Below are 24,082 nucleotides of genomic sequence, written 5' to 3'. Positions count from 1 at the left end.
CGTCCCGGTTGCCCCGGAGACCGGGAAGTGGCACCTCTCCGCCCATGAGCCGCCTCAGCCGCCGGTCCGTCCTTTCCCTCCCCGCCCTGCTGCTGGCCACGCCCGCGCTGGCGCAGCAGGGCAGCTTCGAGGCCTTCCTCGATGGCGTACGGGCGGATGCGCGCCGCGCGGGGGTCTCGAACGCCACGCTGCAGCGCGCCCTGTCCGGCATCCGGCCAGTGGACCGGGTGATCGAGCTGGACCGCCGCCAGGCCGAGAGCACCCTGACCTGGGACCAGTACCGGGACCGGATCGTCAGCCAGACCCGCATCGACAACGGCCGCCGCGCCTATGCGGACAACCGCGCCATGCTGCAGTCGCTGGAGGGCCGCTTCCGCGTGCCCGGCCGCTTCATGGTGGCGATCTGGGGCATGGAGACGAATTACGGCCAGAACACCGGCGGCTTCGGCGTGATCGAAGCCCTGGCGACGCTCGCCTGGGAGGGCCGGCGCGCGAGCTTCTTCCGGGGCGAACTGATGGCGGCGCTGCGGATCCTGGATGCCGGCCATGTCACGCCCGAGCGGATGCGCGGCTCCTGGGCGGGGGCCATGGGCCATCCGCAGTTCATGCCCAGCAGCTTCGAACGGCTGGCGGTGGATGCCGATGGCGACGGCCGTAAGGACATCTGGGACAACCGGACGGACGCGCTCGGCTCGATCGCGAACTACCTCGCCCGCTCCGGCTGGCGCGAGGATGAGCGTTGGGGGCGGGAGGTGGTGCTCCCCTCCGGTTTCGACCCGTATCAGGCGACGCGGGAGAATGTGCGCCCGCTGCGTGAGTGGGCACGCCAGGGCTTCACCTTCATTGACGGCACGCCGGTGCCGGCGCTGGACATGACGGGCGCGGTGATCTGCCCCGGCGTCTCGTCCGGCAGCCTTCAGGCCTTCCTGGTCTACCAGAACTTCAATGTCATCCGGCGCTACAACCCCTCCAATTTCTACGCCCTGGCGGTCGGCATGCTCTCCGACCGTGTGGCGTGAGGCGGCCTGTCACCCTTCTCGGGCCCGGGCTCGCTTTTGGGCTCAGCCTGGCGCTGCTCTCGGGCTGCAAGGCCCCGGAGCCGCCAGTGCCGGCAGGGGAACCGCGCTACGTCGTGGGCGAGCCTTACCGCCTCCGTGATCTCTGGTTCTATCCGCGCGAGGATTTCGGGCTGGTGGAAACAGGGCTGGCGAGCGTGGCTGCGGATGCCCGCGCCGGCCGGCGGACACCGAATGGCGAGGTGCATGACCCCGCCGCGCTGATGGCCGCGCACCGCACCCTGCAGCTGCCCGCCATCGTCACCGTGACGAACCTGGAAAACGGGCGCTCGCTGGCCGTGCGTGTGAACGACCGCGGCCCGGCGGATCCCGGCCGGGTGGTCGAACTCTCCCGCCGGGCGGCGGAGTTGCTGGGCGTCGCGCCGGGCCGTGCTGCCCAGGTGCGGCTTGCCGTGGACGGCAACCTGTCCCGCAGCCTTGCCAGCGGCCTCCCGGCACCGGAAGGCAGCCGCCCCATCATCGCGGCAGCGCCGACCGGGACCGTCGAGCGGGAGTCCCTGGCTCCCATCGCCGGGGCGCGGCAGGCGGACCGGGTTCGGGAGGGGCGCGGTCCCGTCGTCCAGGCGGCGGCAGCCGGGCCGGAGCGCGCGGCGGCGCCCGTGCTGCTACCCGAACGCGTCTCGCAGGGGCCGGCCATGCCGGGGCGCCTGTTCGTGCAGGGCAGCAGCTTTACGAACCGCGTAGCGGCCCAGCGGCAGGCCGCACGGCTCGGCGGCGCCAGTGTGCAGGCCTTCGGCCCGGCGCGGCAGCAGGAGTGGCGGGTCCGGCTCGGACCCTTCGGAACGCCCGCCGAGGCGGACAGGGCGCTCGACGGCGCGCTGCGCGCGGGCGTATCGGAAGCGCGGATCATCGTGGATTAGGACGGCCCCGCCATGGCTGAATGGCGGGCGCGGTCACGGAACTGGGGGGCATGGGGATGCCGAAGCGTCGGAACATGATCGGGGCGATGGCCGCGATCGGGCTTTCGGGCGGGCTGGTGGCGGGTGAGGCACAGGCGCAGTCGCGCGGGGCGCAGCGCGGCTCGCGCGCGCCCGCGCCGCCGCCGGGCTCGCCGGCCAGCACGCCGCTCGGGCCGGTGGACACGATCGCGCGCCAGGCGCTGATCGTCGATGCCGACACCGGCGCCGTGCTACTGGAGAAGAACGCGGACGAGCGGATGCCGCCCTCCTCCATGTCGAAGCTGATGACGATGTATGTCGTCTTCGACCTGCTGAAGCAGGGCCGGCTCCGCATGGACCAGGAGCTGCCCGTCAGCGAGCGCGCCTGGCGCATGGGCGGCTCCAAGATGTTCGTGGGGCTGGGCGACAACATCAAGGTCGAGGACCTGATCCGTGGCGTCATCATCCAGTCCGGCAACGATGCCTGCATCGTCCTGGCCGAAGGCATCTCGGGCAGCGAGACCCAGTTCGCTGAGCTGATGAACGACTACGGCCGCCGACTTGGCCTGGAGAACAGCACCTTCCGCAACGCCACCGGCTGGCCCGACCCCGAGCACCGGATGACCTGCCGCGACCTGGCGACGCTGGCGCGGCACATCATCAACGACCACCCGGACCACTACAGGATTTATGGCGAGCGCACCTTCCGCTGGCACGACATCAACCAGGAGAACCGCAACCCGCTGCTGGGTCGTGTGGCCGGCGCGGATGGGTTGAAGACCGGCCATACGGAAGAGGCTGGCTACGGCCTGACCGGCAGCGCCAAGCGCGGGGACCGGCGCCTGATCCTCGTGGTGAACGGGCTGCCCAGCATGTCCGCCCGCCGCGAGGAGACCGAGCGGCTGATGGAATGGGGCTTCCGCGAGTTCGAGAACGTCGCCCTCTTCCGCGCCTCCGACACGATCGAGGAGGCGCCGGTCTATCTCGGGGAGCGGCTGAAGGTGCCGCTGGTGGGCGGGCGCGACGTGGTGCTGACCCTGCCGCGCCAGTGGCGCCGCAACCTGCAGGTGAAGCTGCGCTATGACAGCCCGGTGCCCGCGCCCATCGCTAAGGGGCAGGAGCTGGGCAAGCTGGAGGTCTCGGGCGCCGGCGTGCCGCCGATGACCGTGCCGCTGCTGGCCGGTGCCGATGTGGCGCGGCTCGGCCTCATTCCGCGCATCCCCGCGGTGATCGGGCGGATGGTCGGTGGCGCCTGACGCGCCACGCGGCCGCGGGCGCTTCATCACGCTGGAGGGCGGGGAGGGGGCGGGGAAGACCACCCTCTCCCGCGCGTTGGCGGCGGAGCTGGCCGGGGCAGGCCTGCCGGTGCTGCGGACGCGCGAACCCGGCGGGGCGCCAGGGGCGGAGGCCGTCCGCACGCTGATACTGCATCAGGGCCCCTGGGACCCTGTGGCCGAGGCCATGCTGCATTTCGCCGCGCGGCGGGAGCATGTGGCGATCAGCCTGGAACCGGCGCTGGCCGCCGGCATCTGGGTGGTCTGCGACCGGTTCGCGGACAGCACGCTGGCTTATCAGGGCGCGGGGCAGGGACTTTCGCGCGAGGTATGGGAGCAGCTCTGTGACCTTTCCCTCGGCGCGCTCCGGCCGGACCTGACCCTGGTGCTGGACCTGCCGACGGAACGCGGGATGGGCCGGGCGCTCTCACGCGGGGATGCCAACCGCTACGAGATGCAGGGGGCCGATTTCCATGGCCGTGTGCGCGCGGCCTTCTTGGACATCGCGGCACGCGAGCCCGGGCGCTGTGCCGTGCTGGACGCGGTGCGCCCGGCCGGCGAGGTGCTGTCCGCCGCCCTGGGCACACTCCGGGACAGGCTGGGGGCGCCCTTGTGAGCCTTCCGCCGGAGCCCCGCGCCAATCCGGCCCTGTTCGGTCATGACCACGCCGCCGCCGCGCTGCGCGACGCCGCACTCTCCGGCCGGATGCATCATGGCTGGATGCTGACCGGGCCGCTCGGGGTGGGCAAGGCGACGCTCGCCTGGCGCTATGCGCGCTGGGTCCTGGCCGGGATGCCCGCGGCGACTCCTCCCGGCGAGTCACCGCTCTTCGTGCCCGCTTCCAATCCTCTCTTCGCCCGCGTGGCGGCGGGCGCCCATGCCGACCTGCGCGCCCTGGTCCCGAGCACCGGCGAGAAGGGCAAGAAGGTCATCATCCGGGTCGAGGATGTGCGCGAGCTGACCCGCTTCCTCGCCATGACCCCGGCCGAGGGCGGCTGGCGCGTGGTGGTGATCGAAGAGCTGGAGGCGATGAACGAGCAGGCGCAGAACGCCCTGCTCAAGACGCTGGAGGAGCCCCCGCCGCGCGCCGTGCTGGTCCTGACCGCCTCCGCGCCCGACCGGCTGCTGCCCACCATCCGCAGCCGGGTGCGGCGGCTGGACCTTTTCCCCCTCGAGGAAGGGCTGATGGGCTCCGTCCTCGCCCGGTGGCTGCCTGACATGACCGGTGATGACCGAGCCGCGCTGGTGCGGATGGCCGCCGGTAGCCCGGGCCGGGCCCTCACGCTTGCCGAGGGCGAGGGCCTGGCCATGGCGCGCGAGGTGGAGGGGTTCCTCGCCCGCCTGCCCCGGCCGGACCCGCGGGAGCTGCATGCCCTGGCCGACCGGCTGGCCGCCAAGCGCGATGGGAGCGCCTTCGCCACCTTCTTCGCGCTGCTGCGGGACGCCATCGCGGGAGCCCTGAGGCAGGCCGGGCGAGGGCAGGGGGCGGCCCCCTGGATGGAGGGGCGCGGCCTTGCCGAGTGGGCGGGGCTGTGGGACATGCTCGGCCGGCTGGCCGACGAGACCGACACGCTCAACCTGGACCGCAAGCAGGCGGTGCTGACCGGTCTCTCCAGGCTCTCGGTTTAGCGGGGGCCGGATCGCGCCGGCGGGACAAGGGCGCGGGACTGGACGATGAGCGAGGCCAACAGGGTTGCCGGCGGGAAGCGGTACTTCCTGACGACGCCGATCTACTACCTGAACGGCCAGCCCCATATCGGCCATGCCTACACCTCCATCGCGGCTGACGTTCTGGCACGCTGGAAGCGGCTGGCCGGGAACGAGGTCTTCTTCCTCACCGGCACGGATGAGCACGGGCAGAAGGTGGAGCAGGCGGCGGTCGCGGCCGGGCTTTCCCCGCAGGATTTCACCGACCGCCTGGCGGGTGATTTCCGCTCCATGGCCGAGAAGATCGGCGTCTCCTTCGACGACTTCATCCGCACCACGGAGGAGCGCCACAAGCGCGCTTGCCAGGCGCTGTGGGAGAGGCTGAAGGACGCCGGCCACATCTATCTCGGCCATTACGAGGGCTGGTACGCCGTGCGGGACGAGGCCTTCTACGGCCCGGACGAGATCGAGGAGCGCGACGGGAAGAAGGTGGCCATCGCCTCCGGCGCGCCGGTGGAGTGGACCCGCGAGCCCTCCTACTTCTTCCGCCTCTCGGCCTGGACCGGGAAGCTGCTCGAATTCTACGAGGCGCATCCGGATTTCATGGCGCCGGCCAGCACGCGGCGGGAGGTGACGGCCTTCGTGAAGGCGGGGCTGCAGGACCTCTCGATTTCCCGCACCTCCTTCAAATGGGGCGTGCCGGTGCCGGGGGACGACGCCCATGTCATGTATGTGTGGCTGGACGCGCTCACGAACTACATCACCGCGCTCGGCTACCCGGATACGGGCTCGGAGAAATGGGGCTTCTGGCCGGCCGACGTGCACATGGTCGGCAAGGAGATCACGCGCTTCCACTGCATCTACTGGCCGGCCTTCCTGATGGCCGCCGGGCTCGAGCCGCCCAGGCGCGTGTTCGCCAATGGCTGGCTGACGATCGAGGGGCAGAAGATGTCCAAGTCGCTCGGGAACGGGCTGGATCCGCTCCAGCTCGCGGAGGAGTTCGGGCTGGACCCGCTGCGCTACTACCTGCTGCGGGAGGTGCCCTTCGGCAATGACGGCGACTTCTCCCGCCGGGCCGTGATCGGGCGGCTGAACAGCGAGCTGGCGAACGACCTTGGGAACCTGGCGAACCGGGTGCTCGCGCTGATTGGCAAGAATTGCGAGGGCCGGCTACCGCCGCTCACCGCGCCGACCGAGGCGGACCGGGAGCTGCTCGGGCCCGTCGAGGCGCTGCCCGCGCAGGTGGACGAGGCCATCTCCCGCCAGGCCTTCGGCGAAGCGCTGGAGCGGGTCTGGGTGGTGGTGCGGCAGGGAAATTCCTGGATCGATGCGCAGAAGCCCTGGTCCCTGAAGAAGACGGACCCGGAGCGGATGGCGGCGGTGCTGCGCAGCCTGCACACGGCGCTGCGGGGCGTGGCGACCGTGCTGCAGCCCTTCATGCCCGGCACCATGGGGGCGATGCTGGATCAGCTCGGGGTGGGGCAGGGGGCGCGCGCCCTTTCCGACCTCGCCACCCCGCTGGCCGACGACACCGCCCTGCCGCCGCCCTCACCGCTGTTCCGAAAGATCGAGGACGCGGCGTGATGCTCGTCGATAGCCACTGCCACCTCGACTACTACTCGGAAGACGAGATCGAGGCGGTGATCCACCGGGCGACCGAGGCCGGGGTGGGCCGGATGGTCACGATCGGCGTTCGGGTGGAGCAGGCCGCGACGGTGAAGGCGCTGGCCGAGCGCTTCCCGCAGGTCTGGGGCACGGTCGGCGTGCATCCGCAGAATGCGGGCGAGGGACCTCTCCCGACGGTGGATGAGCTCGTGGCCCTGGCCGACCATCCCCGGATCATCGGGATCGGGGAGTCGGGGCTGGATTATTTCTACGACAAGGCTCCCCGCGAGGTGCAGCAGGAAGGCTTCCGGCGGCATATCCGCGCCTGCCAGCGCACGGGCCTGCCGCTGGCCATCCATGCGCGGGACGCGGATGACGACGTCGCCTCCATCCTCTCGGAGGAGCGGGAGGCCGGGGGGGCTTTTCCGGCGCTGCTGCACTGCTTTTCCTCCACCCGCGCCCTGGCGGAGAGGGTGGTGGCGGATGGCGGCTATGTGTCTCTCTCCGGCATCCTGACCTTCCCCAAAAGCGAGGAGCTGCGGAGCATCGCCGCCGACCTGCCCGAAGACCGGCTGCTGGTGGAGACCGACAGCCCCTATCTCGCTCCCGTCCCTCTGCGCGGGAAGCGAAACGAACCGGCGCTGGTGGCCCATACCGCTGCCATGCTGGCACGAGTGAGGGGCTGGGAGGTGGCGAAGGCGGTGGAAATCACCACGCGGAACTTCGAGCGCCTTTTCACCCGATGCGCCTAGGCCTCTGTCCTTGTTGAAGATCACTGTTCTTGGTTGCGGGGGGTCGGGCGGCGTTCCCTTGCTTGGTGGGGCGGATCACCATGGTGCCTGGGGTGCCTGCGACCCGTCCGAGCCACGCAACCGGAGAAGCCGGTCCAGCATCGTGGTCCAGGCACCTGACGGGACGACACTTCTGGTCGATGCCGGGCCGGATCTGCGGGCCCAGCTTCTGGCCCATGGCATTGGCCGGATCGATGCCGTGCTGCTGACCCATGCCCATGCGGACCATGTGATGGGGCTGGACGAACTCCGGATCATGAACCGGATCATGGGGCGGGCGCTGCCGCTCTATGCCACGGCTCCGACCCTGGAGGATGTGGAGCGGCGCTTCGACTATGCCTTTCGGCCAGCCACGCCGGGCTTCTTCCGGCCGGCGCTGGAGGCGCATGAGGTACAGCCGGGCGGGACCGTGACGATCGCCGGCTTCGAGGTGCGGCTGTTCTCCCAGGACCATCGGGTGGTGGAGACGCTGGGGATCCGGATTGGCGGCTTCGGCTATTCGACCGATGTGGTGGAGATGCCGGAAGCCGGGTTCGAGGCACTGGAGGGCGTGCGGGACTGGGTGGTGGGTTGCTTCCAGCGGAAGCCGCATCCGGTGCATGCCCATGTGGAGAAGGTGATCGACTGGGCCGGCCGGCTGCGTCCGGCGCGCACCGTGCTGACTCATATGGGGCCGGACCTGGACTGGGCCTGGATGCGGGGCGCGCTGCCGATGGGGATGGAGCCAGCCTTCGACGGCATGGTGCTGGAGACCGCCTGACATGCGCTCCTATTTTTACATAATCTACATTACGCGACTTGAGGGTGGACGGAAGTGAGCGATACCGAGGCCCTCTCCGAGCTGTCCCGCCTGCTCGACATCATGGCCCGGCTGCGGGCGCCGGATGGCTGCCCCTGGGACCAGGTTCAGGACTTCACCTCGATCGCGCCCTACACGATCGAGGAAGGCTACGAGGTGGCCGAAGCCATCGGCCGGCGCGACCGCCCTGCCTTGAAGGATGAGTTGGGCGATCTGCTGCTGCAGGTCGTCTACCACGCGCGCATGGCTGAGGAGGCTGGCGACTTCGCCTTTGGGGATGTCGCGAAATCTGTAAATGACAAGATGATACGGCGGCACCCTCATGTGTTCGGTGAGGATGCTGCGCGAGATGCGGCAGCCCAGACAGAAGCTTGGGAGACCCAGAAGGCGGCCGAGCGGGCAGCCCGGGCGGAGACCGGCACCCTGTCCGGCGTGGCGGTGAACCTCCCTGCCCTCACCCGCGCCGCCAAGCTGACCCGGCGCGCCGGGCGGGTGGGCTTCGACTGGCCGGACGCAGGCTCCGTGCTGGAGAAGCTGGACGAGGAAACGGCGGAACTCCGGGCCGAGCTTCCGGGGGGCGATCCGGCCCGGCTCGCGGATGAGCTGGGCGACATGCTCTTCGTGCTCGCGAACCTCGCGCGCAAGCTGGACCTGGACCCGGAAGCCTGCCTGCGCGGGGCGAATTCCAAGTTCGAGCGGCGCTTCGGCGCCGTGGAGGACGCGCTGGCCGCCCAGGGCCGCGGCCCCTCCGATGCCTCGCTGGAGGAGATGGAGGCGCTCTGGCAGGCCGTGAAGCGGACCGAGCGGCCCTAGTCGCCCAGCAGGGCCTCGCGGGCCGCTTCCCAGCTCGCGCGGTCCGGGGCGCAGATCAGGCCGCCGGCCCGGTCCGTGGAGGCCCGGTACGAGCTTCCGTCGAAATGGGCGCTGTAGCCGCCGGCCTCGCGATGGATCAGCCAGCCCGGCGCATGGTCCCAGGGCATCAGGCGATTGTAGAGCGAGAGATGCGTGTGGCCGCCGGCCAGCAGCCGGTATTCATGGGCCGCGCAGCCGAGCTGCCAAGTCTTGGCCAGGCGCGGCAACCGCGCCGCGACATGGCTCTTCAGGGGCTCCACCAGATAGCCGTAGGAGACACAGCCGACCATCCGGTTGACCGGCACCGGGCCGGCGACGCGGAGCGGGATGCCCCGCGCTCCGTCGGCTCCGGCGATCCAGGCGCCCTGCCCCTCCGCCGAGATGAGGCTGTCCTGCCCCACGGGGTCATGGATCCAGGCGGCCACCACCTCGCCGCGGACGAAGGCGGCGGCCATGCAGCCGAAGATCGCCATGCCCGCGGCGAAGTTCGCGGTGCCGTCCACGGGGTCCACCACGAAGGCCAGCGGCGCGGTGCCGAGCCGATCGGCGAGAGTCGGATCGGCCGCATAGCCCTCCTCCCCCACCACGAGGCAGCCGGGGAAGCGTTCCGCCAGGGCGGCGGCGATGAGTCGCTCCGCGCCTTCGTCGGCATCGGTCACCATGTCCAGCGGCCCGGACTTGGTGCGGATATCGGTCGCCGCCAGCCGGCGGAAGCGCGGCAGGATTTCGGCGGCGGAGGCGGCGCGAAGGATGGAATCCACCTCCGCGAGGGCCGCGGCGTCGAAGCGGGTCACGCGGCGCCGCGCTGCGCGAAGCGGGCCAGGTCGGCCGAGGAGAGCCGGACGGCGAGGCGGATGGCCTGTTCGGTATCGGCGCGTTCCAGCACCTCGCCATGCTCGTAGAGCCAGGCCAAGGCTGCGCCATCCTCGAGAGAGAGGATGAAGGTCTCGGTGACCAGCCCGGCCGCCAGCCGCTCGTCCAGCAGCTGGCGCAGCGCATCCAGCCCCTCCCCGTTCAGGGCGGAGACGGGGATGGTGCCGGGGGTCGCCGGCGGCGGCGCCTCCAGCAGGTCGGTCTTGTTGAGCACCTCGACCACACGCTGCTCCCAGCCCTCGTCCAGGGCCGCGTCCGGGCCCTCGGCCATCTCGGCCAGCACGCCCAGCACATCGGCGCGCTGCGCCGCGCTGTCCGGATGCGCGACGTCGCGCACATGCAGGATGATGTCGGCCGCGGCCACCTCCTCCAGCGTGGCGCGGAAGGCCTCGACGAGCTGCGTGGGCAGCTCCGAGATGAAGCCCACCGTGTCCGAGAGGATGACCGTGCGGCCGGACGGCAAGCGGATGGCGCGCATGGTGGGATCCAGCGTCGCGAAGAGCTGGTCCTGGGCATAGACGCCCGCGCCGGTCAGGGCGTTGAAGAGGGTGGACTTGCCGGCATTGGTGTAGCCGACCAGGGCCACGACGGGGTACGGCACCTTGCTCCGCGCCTTGCGATGCAGGCCGCGGGTCCGCCGGACCTGTTCCAGCTCCTTCTTCAGCTTCACGATCCGCTCGTCGATCAGGCGACGGTCGATCTCGATCTGCGACTCACCGGGGCCGCCGAGGAAGCCGAAGCCGCCCCGCTGCCGCTCGAGATGGGTCCAGGACCGGACGAGGCGGGTGCGCTGGTAGGAGAGATGCGCCAGCTCCACCTGCAGGGAGCCCTCGCGCGTGCGGGCGCGCTCGCCGAAGATCTCGAGGATCAGGCCGGTCCGGTCGATGACCTTGCAGCCCCAGGCGCGCTCCAGGTTGCGCTGCTGCACGGGCGTCAGCGCGGCATCCACCACGGCCACCTGCACGCCGTGCTCGGCCATGGCGGCACGGGCGGCTTCCACCTGGCCCTCCCCCATGAGGGTGCTGGGGCGGCGGGTGCGCAGCGGGTGGATGGCGGTGTGGACGACGGCGACACCGATGGAGGCCGCCAACCCGACCGCCTCCGCCAGCCGTGCCTCGGCGGCGCGGGCGGCGCCTCGTCCGTCGGGAATGCCCTGGGGTCTCTCCCAGGGCAGGATCACCGCGGCGGGGGTGGGGCCCCCGGCCCCGATCTCAGTCTTGGTGTCCGACAGGGCTTGGCTCGCGCGGTGAGAGGGTCATGGTGGTCTCCCGGACGGGAGCGCCAGCCTGGGTGGGCTGCTGCGCGCCGGCAGAGGCGGCATCGAACAGCATGATCGGTGCGCCCGGCATCACGGTGCTGATCGCATGCTTGTAGACGAGCTGGGTGTGTCCGTCACGGCGTAGTAGGACCGAGAAATTGTCGAACCAGGTGATGATGCCCTGCAGCTTGACGCCGTTCACCAGAAAGACGGTGACGGGAGTTTTGCTCTTGCGAACATGATTCAGGAACACGTCCTGCACGTTCTGGGACTTGTCGGCAGCCATTGGCTGATGTCCTTCTTCTTGCTCTCCACCCGGGCTTTGCCGTGGCGGATCGGGGGCGGTTGTTCTTCGCGGGGCGCCCGGATGACGCCCCCCGTTCCGGGGCGCGCACCCTCGCCCACGGGGGCGACAAACTCACCCAGCGGCAGCCGCCTTGTCCAGGGCGGATAGCGCATCCGTCATCTGCGCCGCGGTCAGGAAATGCAGGGTGGGACGGGAGGCGGCCGGCCCGCCGTCATGGGCCGCATCGCCCAGCAGCACCGGCACGCAGCCGGCCCGGCGGGCGGCGTCCATGTCGAGCGAATTGTCCCCGACATACCAGACATTGGCCCCAGCCGGCACGCCGCAGGCCGCGCAGGCCAGGCGCATCGGACGGGGATCAGGCTTGTCGGCCACGCTGTCCCCTGCCCCGACCAGCGCCCGGAAGAAGGGTGCCCAGCCCAGATGCGCCGCCTCGGCCCGCAGCAGCGGGCCAGATTTGTTGGAGAGGACGGCCATGGGAGCCACCCGCGCCGCCGCCCGGATCAGCGCGCCGGCGTCCGGCATCGGGCGCAGGACCTCCAGATGGGTCGCGCGCACGCCGGCGTAGAAGATGTCCCGCGCATGCTCCCAGCGATCCCCGAAGAGGATGGGGAAGCTGTCCCGCAGGGAATGGCGGACGCGCTCGCGCACCTCCTCCAGGCTCCATTCGGGCAGGCCGGCATCGCGGAAGGCGGCGTTCAGCCCGGCCCGGATGGCCGGCCAGCCATCGACCAGGGTGTTGTCCCAGTCCCAGACAATGGCAAGCGGGCGCCTCACGCCGCGTTGCGCGGGGCGCCCTTCACATGGCGGAAGAAGATGTCGAACAGGCGGCGGGTCACAGGGCCGGGCTTACCGTCCGCGACGGGCTTTCCGTCGATGGAGAGCACCGGCTTCACGAAGGAGCCCGCGGAGGTGATGAAGGCCTCCCGCAGGGTGGGCAACTCGTCGAGGGAGAGCGGACGCTCCTCGGAGGCGATGCCGTGCTCCGCCATCTCGGCCAGAAGGGCCGCGCGGGTGCAGCCGGGCAGGATGGTGTTGCTCAGCGCGGGGATGCGGATCACGCCCTCCGCGTCCACGCCCCAGAAGCTGGTGGCAGCGCCTTCCGTGACCTGGCGGGTCGCCGGGTCGAAGAGGATCGCCTCCCCTGCCCCGGCCTCCCGCGCCGCTTGGCGAGCCAGGACGTTGGGCAGCAGGTTCACGCTCTTGATGTCCCGCCGGGCCCAGCGGAGGTCCGGATGGGTGATGCAGGCGATGTTCCAGCCCTCGACGCTGGCCGGATAGGGCACGCCGTGGCGGGAGGTGACGGCGAGGCTGACGGGCACGGGCTTGCGGGGAAAGGCATGGTCCCGCCGGGCCACCCCGCGGTTCACCTGCAGGTAGACCAACCCCTCGGTCACGCGGTTGCGGCGCGCCACCTCGCGGATGACGAGCTTGAGCGAGGCCATAGGCATCGGCATGGGCAGGCGGATCTCGCCCAGGGAGCGCTCCAGCCGGGCGAGGTGCAGGTCCTCGTCCAGGAAGCGGCCATCAACGAGGTTCACCACCTCGTAGATGCCGTCGCCGAACTGGAAGCCCCGGTCCTCGATGTTCACGCAGGCGTCGCGCTGCGCGACGTAGCGCCCGTTCACATAGGCAATGCGCGACATCTCAAGCGTTCGCCCCGGGGCGGAAGCCCTCAAGCATTGGCTCTATCCTCGGCCTGCACACCCAGGAACTTCAGCTTCCGGTGCAGGGCGGAGCGTTCCATGCCGACGAAATTGGCGGTGCGGCTGATATTGCCGCCGAAGCGGAGGAGCTGGGCCTCCAGATACTGCCGCTCGAACAGCTCGCGCGCGTCGCGGAGGGGCAGGGTCATGATCTCGCTGGAGCGGTCCAGCTTGAGCATGGCCGGCGCCGCGGAGCCGACCTCGGGGGGCAGCATTTCCGGCCGGATCGGGTCGGCAGGGCCGCCCGGGGCCATGATGAGCAGCCAGTCCACGAGGTTGCGGAGCTGGCGGACATTGCCTGGCCAGTCATAGGCCTGCATCGCCGCCATCGCGTCCTCGCTGATTTCGCGCGGGGGCACGCCGGAATTCTCGGCCGACTTGGCCATGAAGTGGCGGGCGAGCGCCGGCACGTCTTCCCGCCGCTCGCGCAGGGAGGGCATGCGGATCGGCACCACGGCGAGCCGGTAGTACAGGTCCTCGCGGAAGCGGCCGGCCGCGATCTCGGCGGAGAGGTCCCGGTTCGTGGTGGCCGTGACGCGCACGTCCACCTTCACCCGGGTCGCGCCGCCGATCCGCTCGAAGCCCTGCTCCTGCAGGGCGCGGACGATCTTGCCCTGGGTTTCCAGTGGCATGTCCGCCACTTCGTCCAGCAGCAGGGTGCCGCCGTGGGCGCGCTCCAGCACGCCCTGCCGGCGGGGCTGGGCGATCGGGTCGGGGCCGCCCTCCACGCCGAACAGCTCCTCCTCGAACCGGGCGGGGTTCAGGGTGGCGCAGTTCAGCGCCACGAAGGGCTCGTCGGCCCGGCGGGAGCGGGCATGGATCATGCGCGCCGCCACCTCCTTGCCGGAGCCGGCCGGGCCGGTGAGCAACACGCGCGAGCCGGTGGGCGCCACCTTCTCGATCGCGTTCCGGACCTGCGCGATGTGGGAGGAGGTGCCGACCAGTTCGGTCTCGGAGCCCGTGCGGAGCCGCAACTCGCTGTTCTCGCGCTTGAGGCGGGCGGCCTCCAGGGCGCGGGCGACGATCAGGAGGAGCCGGTCCGACTTGAAGGGCTTCTCGATGAAGTCATAGGCGCCCTGCTGGATCGCCTGCACGGCCGTCTCGATGGTGCCGTGGCCCGAGATCATGACCACCGGCACGCGCGGCTCCTCCCGGTGCAGCGCCTCCAGGATGCCGAGGCCGTCCAGGCGCGAATTCTGCAGCCAGATATCGAGGATCACGAGGTTGGGGCGCTTCTGGCGGAAGGCAGCCAGGGCCTGGTCGCTGTTCGCGGCCTGGCGCACCTCGTAACCCTCGTCCCCCAGGATGCCGTCGATCAGGGCGCGGATGTCCGGCTCGTCGTCGACGATCAGGATGTCATGCGCCATGGCGCAGCATCTCTCCTCTCTCCTGCAATCCGTCCTGCTCCGATGTTTCGTCCAATGGCAGGCTCAGGGTCGCGCGCGCGCCGCCCTCCGCCCCGTCGGCGAGTGTCAGCCCGCCCCCATGGTCCTCCATGATCTTCTTCACGATGGCAAGCCCGAGCCCGGTGCCCTTGGCCTTATGGGTCACATACGGTTCCGTGAGCCGGTCGCGCTCGCTGTCTCCGGGCAGGCCGATCCCGTTGTCCTCGACCGCGATATGCAGCCATCCCGGGCTGGTGGACACCTCCACCAGCACCCGCCCGCCGGCCTCCCCCTCCGGCCGCATGGCGACGGCGTCGGCGGCGTTCTGGAGCAGGTTGGTGAGGGCCTGGTTGATGAGCCGCCGGTCGCAGCGGATGGGCAGGAGCGCCTCGGGGGTGCGGAACTCATAGGTGATGGCCGGATGCGCGTCCCGTTGCAGCACCAGCGCCTCCCGCACGAGCTGGGCCGGGTTCTCCGGGCGGATCACCGGCTGGGGCATGCGGGCGAAGGCCGAGAACTCGTCCACCATGCGCCCGATATCGCCCACCTGCCGCACGATCGTATCGGTGCAGGCGCGGAAGGTGTCGGGGTCGTCGCTGATCTGCTTGAGGTAGCGGCGCTTGAGCCGCTCGGCCGAGAGCTGGATGGGGGTCAGCGGGTTCTTGATCTCATGGGCGATCCGGCGCGCCACATCGGCCCAGGCGGCCATCCGCTGGGCGGAGAGAAGCGCGGTGATGTCGTCGAAGGTCAGCACGTAGCCGGTCAGGCCGCCGGTATCGAATTCCGCCCCGATCCGCGCCAGCAGGGTGCGGCGGCCGGAGGGGCCGGGGACGGGTATCTCCTCGGTCCGCGGCTTTTCCGGCGTGGCGGCGGCCGCGGCAAGGAAGGCGCGGAACTCCGGCACCACCTCGGCCAGGGGCCGGCCCACCGCGGATTCCAGGTCCTGGCCCAGCAGCTCGCTGGCTGGACGGTTAGGCAGGTTGATCCGCCCTTCCGCGTCCAGCCCGATCACCCCGGCCGAGACGCCGGCCAGCACGCTTTCGGTGAAGCGGCGGCGGTCGTCGAGCTGGCGGTAGGCCTCCAGCAGCTCGCTGCGCTGGGCGGCGAGCTGGTTGGTCATGCGGTTGAAGGCGCGGGACAGGCTGCCGACCTCGTCATCGGCGCGGCCCTCATCGACCCGCACGGACAGGTCGCCCCCCCTCACCCGCTCGGCCGCGTTGATCAGCCGCGAGATAGGGCGGGCGATCTGGTTAGCCATGACCAGGCCGATCAGCACCGCCGCCAGCAGCACCAGCAGGGTGGCGATGGCGAAGATCATCACGAAGGTGATCTGCAGGCCGGAGCGGTTGCGGTCGAGCTGGTCGTATTCCTGGAAGGCCAGCTCGGTGCGCTGCATGTGCTCGATGATGGAGGGGTCGAGCGGGCGGCCGATCATCAGCATCAGCCCGGGCTCGATATCCAGGGCGACGAGGCCGCGCACGCGCCCCTCCTCCCCTTCCTCGGCCAGCACCGCCACGTCCCCCTGGCGCGCCACCTCCATGGCCCAGGCCGGCGGAGGGTCCATGACGACAGCGGTGCCGAGGCCGGCATTGGCGGTGACGCGGCCGAGCACCGGCTCGAAGACTGTCGCCTCGGTCAGGCCGCGGAGCGCGGTGTGGGTGGCCAGGACCCGGCTGAAGCCGATGGTGTTGTCGGGCAGCAGCGGGGCGGCGCGGTTCAGGTCCGCCGCCATGGCCAGGGCATCGGCGCGGATGGTGTTGCGGTTCTCGTCCAGATACGCGCGGGAGGCGACGAGGCTCGCCTCCAGCGTGTCCCGCACCTTGTCCCCGAACCAGGCCTGGATGCCGAGCTGGAAGAACACCGTGGCGAAGACCGCGACCAGCAGGGCGGGGACGACGGCCACCCCGCCCAGCAGCATGACCAGCCGGACATGCAGGCGCGAGCCCGCGCTGCCGCGGCGGCGTTCCGCCCAGACGCGCACGAGGCGCCCCGCGAGGCTCGCGGCCAGCAAAAGGACGAAGGCGGCGTTGACGAAGACGAGGCCGGCCGTCTGGGCCGGGCTGGTGGGGCCGAAGGGGCTGCCGCCGGCCAGGACGGCGAAGGAGGCAATGCCCACCAGCAGTGCGCCGAGCGCCAGCCCCAGCGTCATGGCCCGGCCGAGCAGCAGGTCCGCCAAGCGCCGGACCAGGCTCTTCCGCGTCCCGCCAGGTCCGTGGGCGACGCCGTTCATGGCCGGCCCGTCACGACAGCCCCCGCACGACCGGCAGCTCCAGCTCCCGGATCTTCTTGCGCAGCGTGTTGCGGTTCAGGCCGAGCATGGCCGCGGCCTTGATCTGGTTCCCGCGGGTATTGGCCAGGGCGAGGCGAAGGAGCGGGCGCTCCACCTCGGCGAGGACGCGCTCATACAGGTCGCGCACGGGAAGCCCGTCCCGCTGCGCACTCATGAAGGTGGCGAGGTGCCGCTCCACGGCCTGCTCCAGGGTCTCCGGCGCGGTCGGGGCGGAGGGGATGCCGGGCACGGCCTCGGCCTCGGCCAGCTCGGCCGCCACCGCATCCTCGCCGATCACCTCCTGGGGGTAGAGGGCGGCGAGGCGGCGCATGAGGTTCTCCAGCTCGCGCGCATTGCCGGGCCAGGGATGCGCCTTCAGCCGCTCCACGGCGCCGTTGTCCAGCGACTTGGCGGGCAGGCCGGCGGCCTTGGCGCGGTCCAGGAAGTGGCGGGCCAGGAGGGGGATGTCCTCCGCCCGCTCGCGCAGGGGCGGCAGGCGGATGGGCACCACGTTCAGGCGGTAGAACAGGTCTTCGCGGAAGACGCCGGCGCGGATGGCCTGGCGCAGGTCCCGATGGGTGGCGGCGACGATGCGGACATTCGCCTTGATGGGCGTGCGGCCGCCGACGGTGGTGAACTCGCCCTCCTGCAGCACGCGCAGCAGGCGGGTCTGGGCCTCGGGCGGCATGTCGCCGATCTCGTCGAGGAAGAGGGTGCCGCCGGCCGCCTGCTCGAAGCGGCCGACGCCGCGGGCCATGGCGCCGGTGAAGGCCCCGCGCTCATGGCCGAACAGCTCCGCCTCGATCAGGTCGCGCGGGATGGCGGCCATGTTCACGGCCACGAAGCTGCCGGTCCGGCGGCGGGAATAGTCGTGCAGGGCGCGGGCTACCAGCTCCTTGCCCGTGCCCGACTCGCCCGTGATCATCACGGTCAGGTCGGTCGTCGTGAGGCGGGCGACGGTGCGGTAGATCTCCTGCATGGCGGCCGAGCGGCCGACGAGCGGCAGACGCTCCTCCTCCGGCCCTTCCCCATCCTCCTCCGGCGCGGCGGCCGGGGCGGCAAGGGCCCGCTGGACGAGGGAGATCAGGTCCTTCAGGTCGAAGGGCTTGGGCAGGTAGTCGAAGGCGCCGCGCTGGGCGGCCTTCAGGGCGGTCGCGAAGGTGGATTGGGCGCTCATCACCACCACACGCAGCTCCGGCCGCACGCGCCGGATGCGGGGGACGAGGTCCAGCCCGTTCTCGTCCGGCATCACCACATCGGTGATGACGAGGTCGCCCTCCCCGTCCTCCACCCAGCGCCAGAGCGTCGCCGCCGAGGAGGTGGCGCGCACATTGTACCCCGCGCGTCCCAGCGCCTGGGCCAGGACGGTGCGAATGGCGCGGTCGTCATCCGCGATGAGGATGGTGCGTTCGGTCATTCGTCTTCTTCGGAGGGCTTCTTCTGGAGGCCGGGGGCGGGGAATCAGGCGGTCAGGCGCTGGCGGGCGCGCGGCTGGGCCGGCGCGGCGCCGGCGGGCGCCTTGGCAAGGGAAAGCCGGAACACGGTGCGGCCCGGCCGGCTGTCGCATTCGATCAGCGCGCCGTGGTCGGCCACCAGCTTCGCCACCATGGCCAGACCGAGCCCCTGCCCGCCCCGCTTGGTGGTGATGAAGGGCTCGAACAGGCTGGCGCGGACGTCCTCGGCAATGCCGGGGCCGTTGTCGCGCACCGTCACCTCCAGGGGCAGGTGCACCCTCTCGCGCGAGCCCGGGATGGCGAGGCGCACGCCGTGGCGGTAGGCGGTGGTGAGGGCGATCTCGCCCTCCCGCGGGTCCACCGCCTCGGCGGCGTTCTTCACCAGGTTCAGCAGGATCTGCACGAGCTGGTCGCGGTTGCCCCAGACCGGCGGCAGGGAGGGGTCGTATTCCTCCAGGATGCGGAGATGCGCCGCGAAGCCGGTGGCGGCGATGCGGCGCACATGGTCCAGCACCTCATGGATGTTGACCGCCTCGCGCTCCAGCGGGCGCTCGGAGAACATGTCCATCCGCTCGACCAGGTCGCGGATGCGGTCCGCCTCGTCCTGGATGAGGATGCACAGCTCCCGGTCCGCCTCATTGGCGGCCTGCTCCAGCAGCTGGGCCGCGCCGCGGATGCCGGAGAGCGGGTTCTTCACCTCATGGGCCAGCATGGCCGCCATGGCGCTGGCGCCCCGGGCGGCCCCCCGGAAGTTCATCTGGCGGTCCAGCTTCTGCGCCGTGGAGCCATCCTGGAGCGTCAGCACCACCGCCCCGGGCATTTCCGGCATCGGCGCGCCATGGGCCGCCACGCCATCCCGGTGGATGCGGGGGGAGTGCAGCGTCAGGTCGTGATCGGAGATGGGCGCATCGGCCGCACGCACCTGCCGGACCAGGGCGGCGAGGCGCGAATCCTCCGGCAGGAGGTCGGTCAGATGCATCTGCGCCAGGCTGGCGGCGGAGATTCCGAGGAAGAGCTCGGCGGCCGGATTGGCGAAGCGGAAGCGTTCCTCGGCGTCCAGCAGCACCACGGGCACCGGCAGCGCGGAGAGGAGATGCGCGCTGCCCGGCAGGCCGGCGCTGCGGAGGGAGTCGATGCTGTCGGGCATGGGGTCCCTCCCTCAGGCGGCCAGGGCTTCTTCGCCGGCATCCCCCGCGCTGCCCGCCTCCCGGCCGGCCTCGCGGAACATGTCGCGCACGCCCTCCACCCCGGCATCGAGCAGCGGGCGGTAGAAGGATTCGATGGCGGCCAGCGCCTCCTCCACCGTGTCCGCGGCATTGATCCGCACGCGGAACTCGGCGCTGCCGGGCAGGCCGCGCGAGTACCAGGCGATGTGCTTGCGGGCGAGGCGAAGGCCGGGATTGCTGCCGTGATGCGACAGCATGTCCGCATAGTGCTCCAGCAGCATGGCGTGCTGCTCCGCCAGCGAGGGCAGCTCGGGCATGGTGCCGGTCGCGAGGTATTCCGCCACCAGCCCCGCCAGCCAGGGCCGGCCATAGGCGCCGCGTCCGATCATCACGCCATCCGCGCCGGACTGGCGCAGGGCCTCCTCGGCGTCCAGGGGGCCGAGGATGTCGCCGTTCACGATCACGGGGATGCCGACCGCCGCCTTCACCTTCGCGACGAAGGCCCAGTCGGCGGTGCCGGTGTAGAGCATCTGCCGGGTGCGGCCATGGACGGTGACCATGCGGATGCCACAGGCCTCGGCGATGCGGGCGAGATTCGGTGCGTTGAGGCTCTGATGGTCCCAGCCCATGCGCATCTTCAGCGTCACGGGCACCTTCACGGCTTTCACCGTGGCCTCCAGAATCCGGGCGGCCTTGATCTCGTCACGCATGAGGGCGCTGCCGGCCTGCTGGCCGATGGCCACCTTCTTCACCGGGCAGCCGAAGTTGATGTCCACCAGCGCGGCGCCGCGATCGACGGCGAGCTTCGCCGCCTCGACCATCACCTCCGGCTCGCAGCCCGCGAGCTGAACGCTGGCGGGCCCGCCGAAGCCATCGACCTCGGCCATCTTCAGGGTCTGCCGGTTTTCGCGCACCATGGCCTGGCTCGCGATCATCTCGCTCACCACCATGGGCGTGCCGCGCGCGCGGGAGATGCGGCGGAAGGGAAGGTCCGTGACTCCCGACATCGGGGCGAGAATCACCGGTCGTTCGATCCGGACATCGCCGAGCACGATGGGCCGCAGCTGCGGCCTGCCCTCGGGTTGGGCAGCCTCTCCAATGCGTGATGTTGTGGGCATGGGCATCTGCCTATCAACTGGGCAGGTGGGCGGTCAAGCGCCATCGCATGAAGGCCGCGAAGCCGCCCCTGGGCGGCACCGGGCCGGGAAGCTAGGTTCCGGCCGCGATGAGCGGGAATGACGGAATGCGGGTGGCGGCACTGTTGATGGCGGCGGGGCGCGGCGAGCGGCTGGGCGGCACGGAGGCGAAGCAGTTCCTGCCCCTGCTAGGCCGCCCGGTGCTGCGCCACGCGGCCGAGGCGCTGCTGCGGGACGGGCTCGTGGACGCCATCCAGCCCGTCTGTGCCGAGGGCGAGCGGGCGCGCGTGGATTCGATCCTGGCCGGCTTGCCCGTGCTTCCCGCCGTGGCGGGCGGCGCCACGCGCCAGGCGAGCGTCCGCGCGGGGCTCGAGGCGCTGGCCCCGCGCGAGCCGGCCCTGGTGCTGGTGCATGATGCCGCGCGCCCGGTGGTGCCCGCCGGCACGGTCGCGGCGGTCGTCGCGGCGCTGGAAAGGGCCGAGGGGGCGATTCCGGCGCAGCCCGTGGCCGATACGCTGAAGCTGGGCGAGGAGGGCCGCATCCGCCGCACGGTGCCGCGGGAAGGTCTGCACCGCGCCCAGACGCCGCAGGGCTTCCGCTTCCCCCTGCTTCTGGCCCTGCATCGCACCGCCGCGGAAGGCGCGACCGATGATGCGGCCCTACTGGAGGCGGCGGGCCATGCCGTGCGCCTCGTCCCCGGATCGGAGAGCAATGTGAAGATCACCTATCCCGGCGACCTCGAGCGCGTGGAGGCCGGGCTGCTGCCGCGCTTCATCCCCCGCGTGGGCACCGGCTTCGACGTGCACCGGCTGGTGGAGGGGCGGAAGCTCTTCCTCTGCGGGGTGGAGGTGCCGCATTCGCTGGGGCTGGACGGACATTCCGACGCCGATGTCGGACTGCACGCCCTGTGCGACGCCATCTACGGCGCCCTGGCGGAAGGCGATATCGGGCGCCACTTCCCGCCCAGCCAGATGCAGTGGAAGGACGCGGACAGCGCGGATTTCCTGCGCCACGCGGCCGGGCGGATCGCGGCACGCGGCGGCGTGCTCGCCAATGCCGATGTCACCCTCATCTGCGAGCGCCCGAAGATCACCCCCCACGCCCCCGCGATGATCGCGCGCGTCGCCGAGCTGCTGGGCGTGCCGGAGGACCGGGTTTCGGTGAAGGCGACCACGACGGAGCGGCTGGGCTTCCCAGGGCGGGAGGAGGGGATTGCCGCCCAGGCGGCGGTCAGCCTGCTCGTGCCGGCCTGACGGGCGCGGGCAGCCCCTCCAGCACCGCGGCGCAGGCCTCGATCACCTCCGGCCGGAGCGGGCCGGGGCGGGGCGCGTCGACGAGGGTGGTGAACCAGTGCGGCGGCGGGTTGCGGCCCGCCGCGCGATACCATTCCAGGCCGCGCAGCACCGCCTCGGCGGCCGGCGGCAGGCGCTCCGGCATGGGGCGGTGGTCCAGCGTGCCCCAGATGGCGGTCCAGCAGCGGGCCACGGTCCAGGGGTTGTAGCCCCCTCCCCCGGTCACGATCAGCCGCGGCGCTTCCTCCATGACCGCGCGGACGACCGCCTGATGCGCGTTGTTGGACAGGGAGAGCCGCGCCAGCGGGTCCTCCTCCAGCGCGTCGGCGCCGCACTGGATCATCACCCCCTCCGGGCGGAGATGGCGGAGGATGGGGAGGATGGCCGCGTGCAGCACATGGTCCATCTCCGTGTCGTTGAAGCCCTGCGGCACGGGAATGTTGCGGGCATGGCCGCCCGCGCGGTCCTCCAGCCGGCCGGTGAAGGGCCAGCGCCCGGCCTCGTGCACCGAGAGGGTGAAGACGCGCGGGTCGTCGCGGAAGGCGAATTCCACGCCGTCGCCGTGATGCGCGTCGATGTCGAGATAGAGGATGTTGGCCAGGCCGAGATCGAGCCATTCGAGCAGGCCGAGGACGGGATCGTTGATGTAGCAGAAGCCTGCCGCCCGGTCGGGGAAGGCATGATGGGTTCCGGCGCCGGGCACATGCACGATGCCGCCCTGGCGGGTGAGCCGCGCGGCGAGGATGGCCCCGCCCGCGCTGGTGGCGGGGCGGCGGAAGACCTCGCGATAGACCGGGTTGCCATGCGCGCCGATGTGATGCCGCTCCCGCACCTCCGGCGGGACGCTCTGCTCGGCCTCGGCGCGTTCGAGCGCGGCCACGTAGTCTGGCGTGTGATAGCGGGTGAGCTGCGCGGGCGTGGCGGGCGGGCTGTCGAGGTAGCGCCGGGGATCGAGCCAGCCCAGCGCGCGGACGAGGTCCAGCGTGGCGGGCACCCGCGGGATGGCCAGCGGGTGCTTCGCCCCGTAGGTGGAGCCGCGATAAACCTCGGACCCGATGAGGAGCGGAGGCCTCAGCGCAGGCGCTCCATGATCGAGACGTAATTGGCCACGGCCGCGCCCCCCATGTTGAAGACGCCGCCGAGCGTGGCGCCCGGCACCTGCATTCCGCCCGCCTCCCCGGCCAGTTGCATGGCGGCGAGCACATGCATCGAGACGCCGGTGGCCCCGATCGGGTGGCCCTTGGATTTCAGCCCGCCCGAGGGGTTCACGGGCAGGCGCCCGCCCTTGGCGACCGTGCCGTCCAGCACGGCCCGGGCCCCCTGCCCCTCCGGCGCCAGGCCCATTGCCTCGTAGTCGATCAGCTCCGCGATGGTGAAGCAGTCATGCACCTCGGCGAAGGAGAGGTCGGAGAGGCCGATTCCGGCGGTGTCATAGGCGCGCCGCCAGGCCTCGCGCGCGCCTTCGAAGCGGGTGATGTCGCGGGCGGAGATGGGCATGAGGTCATTGACCTGAACCGCCGCGCGGAACTGGATGGCCTTGCCCATGGTGCTCGCCGTCTCGGCATCGGTCAGGACCATGGCAGCCGCGCCGTCGGAGACAAGGCTGCAATCCGTGCGCTTCAGCGGGCCGGCGACGATGGGGTTCCGCTCGCTCTCGGTGCGGCAGAACTCGTAGCCCAGGTCCTTGCGCATCTGGGCATAGGGGTTCTCCACCCCGTTGCGGTGGTTCTTGGCCGCGATCGCCGCCAGGGCGTCGGACTGATCCCCATGACGCTGGAAATAGGCCTGGGCGATGCGGGCAAAGACGCCGGCGAAGCCCGCGGGAATATCCCCTTCCTCCCGCCGGTAGGCGCAGCCGAGCAGGACGTCGCCCACCTGGGCGCCGGGGATGGCGGTCATCTTCTCGACCCCGATGACGAGGGTGAAGCGGCCCCGGCCCGCGGCCATGAAGTCCATGGCGCCGTGAAGGGCGGCAGAGCCGGTGGCGCAGGCATTCTCCAGCCGGGTGGCGGGCTTGAAGCGCAGCTCGGGCACGGATTGGAGCACCAGGGAGGACGGGAAGTCCTGCTTCTGGAAGCCACCGTTGAAATGGCCGACATAGATGGCGTCGACCTCAGCGGGATCGATGCCGGCGTCCTCGATGGCCGCCCGGGCGACACGGCCGATCAGCGCCTCGGCATCCGCGTCCTCGAGCTTGCCGAAGGGCGTGTGGGCCCAGCCGATGATGCAGGCCCCCTTTGAGGCGCCCTTGGTTTCCGTCCCGGCCATCGCTTATCCCTCCCTTGTCGCGGGAAAGAATAGGCGCCCCGCCCGCCCC

General features: G+C 71.2%; 22 protein-coding genes. 10 read left to right on the top strand and 12 right to left on the bottom strand.

The genetic code is table 11. From position 1 onward, the window contains the following. Window positions 1–44 precede the first annotated feature (44 nt). From BUB97_RS13130 to mazG, 9 genes are all read left to right on the top strand, one after another. A complete protein-coding gene (locus tag BUB97_RS13130; protein ID WP_073135423.1) occupies window positions 45–1,019 on the top strand; it encodes a lytic murein transglycosylase in 975 nt (324 codons plus the stop codon). A gap of 86 nt (window positions 1,020–1,105) precedes the next feature. Beyond that, on the top strand, window positions 1,106–1,936 hold the full coding sequence (locus BUB97_RS13125) for a septal ring lytic transglycosylase RlpA family protein (RefSeq protein ID WP_245818295.1): 831 nt from the start codon (window positions 1,106–1,108) through the stop codon (window positions 1,934–1,936). 56 nt (window positions 1,937–1,992) lie between these two features. After that, complete coding sequence (locus BUB97_RS13120; protein ID WP_073135528.1) at window positions 1,993–3,210, top strand: D-alanyl-D-alanine carboxypeptidase family protein; 1,218 nt, start codon at window positions 1,993–1,995, stop codon at window positions 3,208–3,210. Next, entirely contained in the window at window positions 3,200–3,844 is a 645-nt protein-coding gene (tmk, locus tag BUB97_RS13115; RefSeq protein ID WP_073135421.1) for a dTMP kinase, read from the top strand. Before BUB97_RS13120 ends, tmk begins: the two co-directional genes overlap by 11 nt. Further along, window positions 3,841–4,857, top strand: a complete 1,017-nt coding sequence (locus BUB97_RS13110; protein WP_073135419.1) for a DNA polymerase III subunit delta' — start codon at window positions 3,841–3,843, stop codon at window positions 4,855–4,857. The genes tmk and BUB97_RS13110 overlap by 4 nt, the downstream gene beginning before the upstream one ends. A gap of 45 nt (window positions 4,858–4,902) precedes the next feature. Then, entirely contained in the window at window positions 4,903–6,459 is a 1,557-nt protein-coding gene (gene metG, locus BUB97_RS13105; RefSeq protein ID WP_073135416.1) for a methionine--tRNA ligase, read from the top strand. Next, the gene (locus tag BUB97_RS13100; protein WP_073135414.1) at window positions 6,459–7,232 is read left to right on the top strand and encodes a TatD family hydrolase; all 774 of its coding nucleotides are present in this window, start codon (window positions 6,459–6,461) and stop codon (window positions 7,230–7,232) included. The genes metG and BUB97_RS13100 overlap by 1 nt, the downstream gene beginning before the upstream one ends. Window positions 7,233–7,245: 13 nt before the next feature. Beyond that, window positions 7,246–8,031: an MBL fold metallo-hydrolase gene (locus BUB97_RS13095; RefSeq protein WP_073135412.1), complete on the top strand. Its 786-nt coding sequence runs from the start codon at window positions 7,246–7,248 to the stop codon at window positions 8,029–8,031. Between the two features lie 54 nt (window positions 8,032–8,085). Continuing rightward, a complete protein-coding gene (gene mazG / locus BUB97_RS13090; RefSeq protein ID WP_073135411.1) occupies window positions 8,086–8,883 on the top strand; it encodes a nucleoside triphosphate pyrophosphohydrolase in 798 nt (265 codons plus the stop codon). On the opposite strand, the gene BUB97_RS13085 is transcribed toward mazG, so the two are convergent. The 10 genes from BUB97_RS13085 to dusB form a co-directional block, all read right to left on the bottom strand. After that, a complete protein-coding gene (locus BUB97_RS13085; RefSeq protein ID WP_073135409.1) occupies window positions 8,880–9,716 on the bottom strand; it encodes an inositol monophosphatase family protein in 837 nt (278 codons plus the stop codon). The genes mazG and BUB97_RS13085 overlap by 4 nt on opposite strands. After that, window positions 9,713–11,005, bottom strand: a complete 1,293-nt coding sequence (gene hflX, locus BUB97_RS13080) for a GTPase HflX (protein WP_073135406.1) — start codon at window positions 11,003–11,005, stop codon at window positions 9,713–9,715. Before hflX ends, BUB97_RS13085 begins: the two co-directional genes overlap by 4 nt. A gap of 1 nt (window position 11,006) precedes the next feature. After that, a complete protein-coding gene (hfq, locus tag BUB97_RS13075) occupies window positions 11,007–11,339 on the bottom strand; it encodes an RNA chaperone Hfq (RefSeq protein WP_073135404.1) in 333 nt (110 codons plus the stop codon). Between the two features lie 132 nt (window positions 11,340–11,471). Further along, window positions 11,472–12,134, bottom strand: a complete 663-nt coding sequence (locus BUB97_RS13070; RefSeq protein ID WP_073135402.1) for an HAD family hydrolase — start codon at window positions 12,132–12,134, stop codon at window positions 11,472–11,474. After that, a complete protein-coding gene (locus BUB97_RS13065) occupies window positions 12,131–13,003 on the bottom strand; it encodes a D-amino-acid transaminase (protein ID WP_073135400.1) in 873 nt (290 codons plus the stop codon). The genes BUB97_RS13070 and BUB97_RS13065 overlap by 4 nt, the downstream gene beginning before the upstream one ends. A 29-nt stretch (window positions 13,004–13,032) precedes the next feature. Then, entirely contained in the window at window positions 13,033–14,430 is a 1,398-nt protein-coding gene (gene ntrX / locus BUB97_RS13060; RefSeq protein ID WP_073135399.1) for a nitrogen assimilation response regulator NtrX, read from the bottom strand. Beyond that, on the bottom strand, window positions 14,420–16,678 hold the full coding sequence (locus BUB97_RS13055; RefSeq protein ID WP_073135397.1) for a sensor histidine kinase NtrY-like: 2,259 nt from the start codon (window positions 16,676–16,678) through the stop codon (window positions 14,420–14,422). Before BUB97_RS13055 ends, ntrX begins: the two co-directional genes overlap by 11 nt. 10 nt (window positions 16,679–16,688) lie before the next feature. Then, window positions 16,689–18,134, bottom strand: coding sequence for a nitrogen regulation protein NR(I) (ntrC, locus tag BUB97_RS13050; protein WP_073135396.1), 1,446 nt, complete (start codon window positions 18,132–18,134; stop codon window positions 16,689–16,691). A 44-nt stretch (window positions 18,135–18,178) separates the two neighbouring features. Next, window positions 18,179–19,318, bottom strand: coding sequence for a two-component system sensor histidine kinase NtrB (locus BUB97_RS13045; protein ID WP_073135394.1), 1,140 nt, complete (start codon window positions 19,316–19,318; stop codon window positions 18,179–18,181). A gap of 12 nt (window positions 19,319–19,330) precedes the next feature. After that, entirely contained in the window at window positions 19,331–20,455 is a 1,125-nt protein-coding gene (dusB, locus tag BUB97_RS13040; protein ID WP_086062175.1) for a tRNA dihydrouridine synthase DusB, read from the bottom strand. Window positions 20,456–20,580: 125 nt separating this feature from the next. Here dusB and BUB97_RS13035 point away from each other — a divergent pair, with 125 nt between their 5' ends. Next, window positions 20,581–21,726 carry a bifunctional 2-C-methyl-D-erythritol 4-phosphate cytidylyltransferase/2-C-methyl-D-erythritol 2,4-cyclodiphosphate synthase gene (locus tag BUB97_RS13035; protein ID WP_073135391.1) on the top strand — a complete coding sequence of 382 codons (1,146 nt, stop codon included), beginning with the start codon at window positions 20,581–20,583 and terminating at the stop codon, window positions 21,724–21,726. Here BUB97_RS13035 and BUB97_RS13030 read toward each other — a convergent pair. Beyond that, window positions 21,704–22,774: an acetoin utilization protein AcuC gene (locus BUB97_RS13030; protein WP_456306336.1), complete on the bottom strand. Its 1,071-nt coding sequence runs from the start codon at window positions 22,772–22,774 to the stop codon at window positions 21,704–21,706. The two genes, BUB97_RS13035 and BUB97_RS13030, sit on opposite strands and share 23 nt — an antisense overlap. Before the next feature lie 62 nt (window positions 22,775–22,836). Next, a complete protein-coding gene (locus tag BUB97_RS13025) occupies window positions 22,837–24,033 on the bottom strand; it encodes an acetyl-CoA acetyltransferase (protein WP_073135388.1) in 1,197 nt (398 codons plus the stop codon). Window positions 24,034–24,082 lie beyond the last annotated feature (49 nt).

The sequence above is a fragment of the Muricoccus roseus genome (genome assembly GCF_900141905.1).
Taxonomy (GTDB): domain Bacteria; phylum Pseudomonadota; class Alphaproteobacteria; order Acetobacterales; family Acetobacteraceae; genus Roseomonas; species Roseomonas rosea.
Note: the sequence above shows the minus strand (reverse complement) of the source record. Positions and strands in the feature narration are given on the sequence as shown.

Excerpts from the sequence above, each read along its gene's own strand:
- hfq (WP_073135404.1), bottom strand. The coding sequence starts at position 11,339 with ATGGCTGCCGACAAGTCCCAGAACGTGCAGGACGTGTTCCTGAATCAT.
- BUB97_RS13120 (WP_073135528.1), top strand. The coding sequence starts at position 1,993 with ATGCCGAAGCGTCGGAACATGATCGGGGCGATGGCCGCGATCGGGCTT.
- BUB97_RS13035 (WP_073135391.1), top strand. The coding sequence starts at position 20,581 with ATGCGGGTGGCGGCACTGTTGATGGCGGCGGGGCGCGGCGAGCGGCTG.
- ntrC (WP_073135396.1), bottom strand. The coding sequence starts at position 18,134 with ATGACCGAACGCACCATCCTCATCGCGGATGACGACCGCGCCATTCGC.
- BUB97_RS13065 (WP_073135400.1), bottom strand. The coding sequence starts at position 13,003 with ATGTCGCGCATTGCCTATGTGAACGGGCGCTACGTCGCGCAGCGCGAC.
- dusB (WP_086062175.1), bottom strand. The coding sequence starts at position 20,455 with ATGCCCACAACATCACGCATTGGAGAGGCTGCCCAACCCGAGGGCAGG.
- metG (WP_073135416.1), top strand. The coding sequence starts at position 4,903 with ATGAGCGAGGCCAACAGGGTTGCCGGCGGGAAGCGGTACTTCCTGACG.
- BUB97_RS13130 (WP_073135423.1), top strand. The coding sequence starts at position 45 with ATGAGCCGCCTCAGCCGCCGGTCCGTCCTTTCCCTCCCCGCCCTGCTG.
- BUB97_RS13055 (WP_073135397.1), bottom strand. The coding sequence starts at position 16,678 with ATGAACGGCGTCGCCCACGGACCTGGCGGGACGCGGAAGAGCCTGGTC.
- ntrX (WP_073135399.1), bottom strand. The coding sequence starts at position 14,430 with ATGGCGCATGACATCCTGATCGTCGACGACGAGCCGGACATCCGCGCC.
- BUB97_RS13025 (WP_073135388.1), bottom strand. The coding sequence starts at position 24,033 with ATGGCCGGGACGGAAACCAAGGGCGCCTCAAAGGGGGCCTGCATCATC.
- BUB97_RS13100 (WP_073135414.1), top strand. The coding sequence starts at position 6,459 with ATGCTCGTCGATAGCCACTGCCACCTCGACTACTACTCGGAAGACGAG.
- BUB97_RS13045 (WP_073135394.1), bottom strand. The coding sequence starts at position 19,318 with ATGCCCGACAGCATCGACTCCCTCCGCAGCGCCGGCCTGCCGGGCAGC.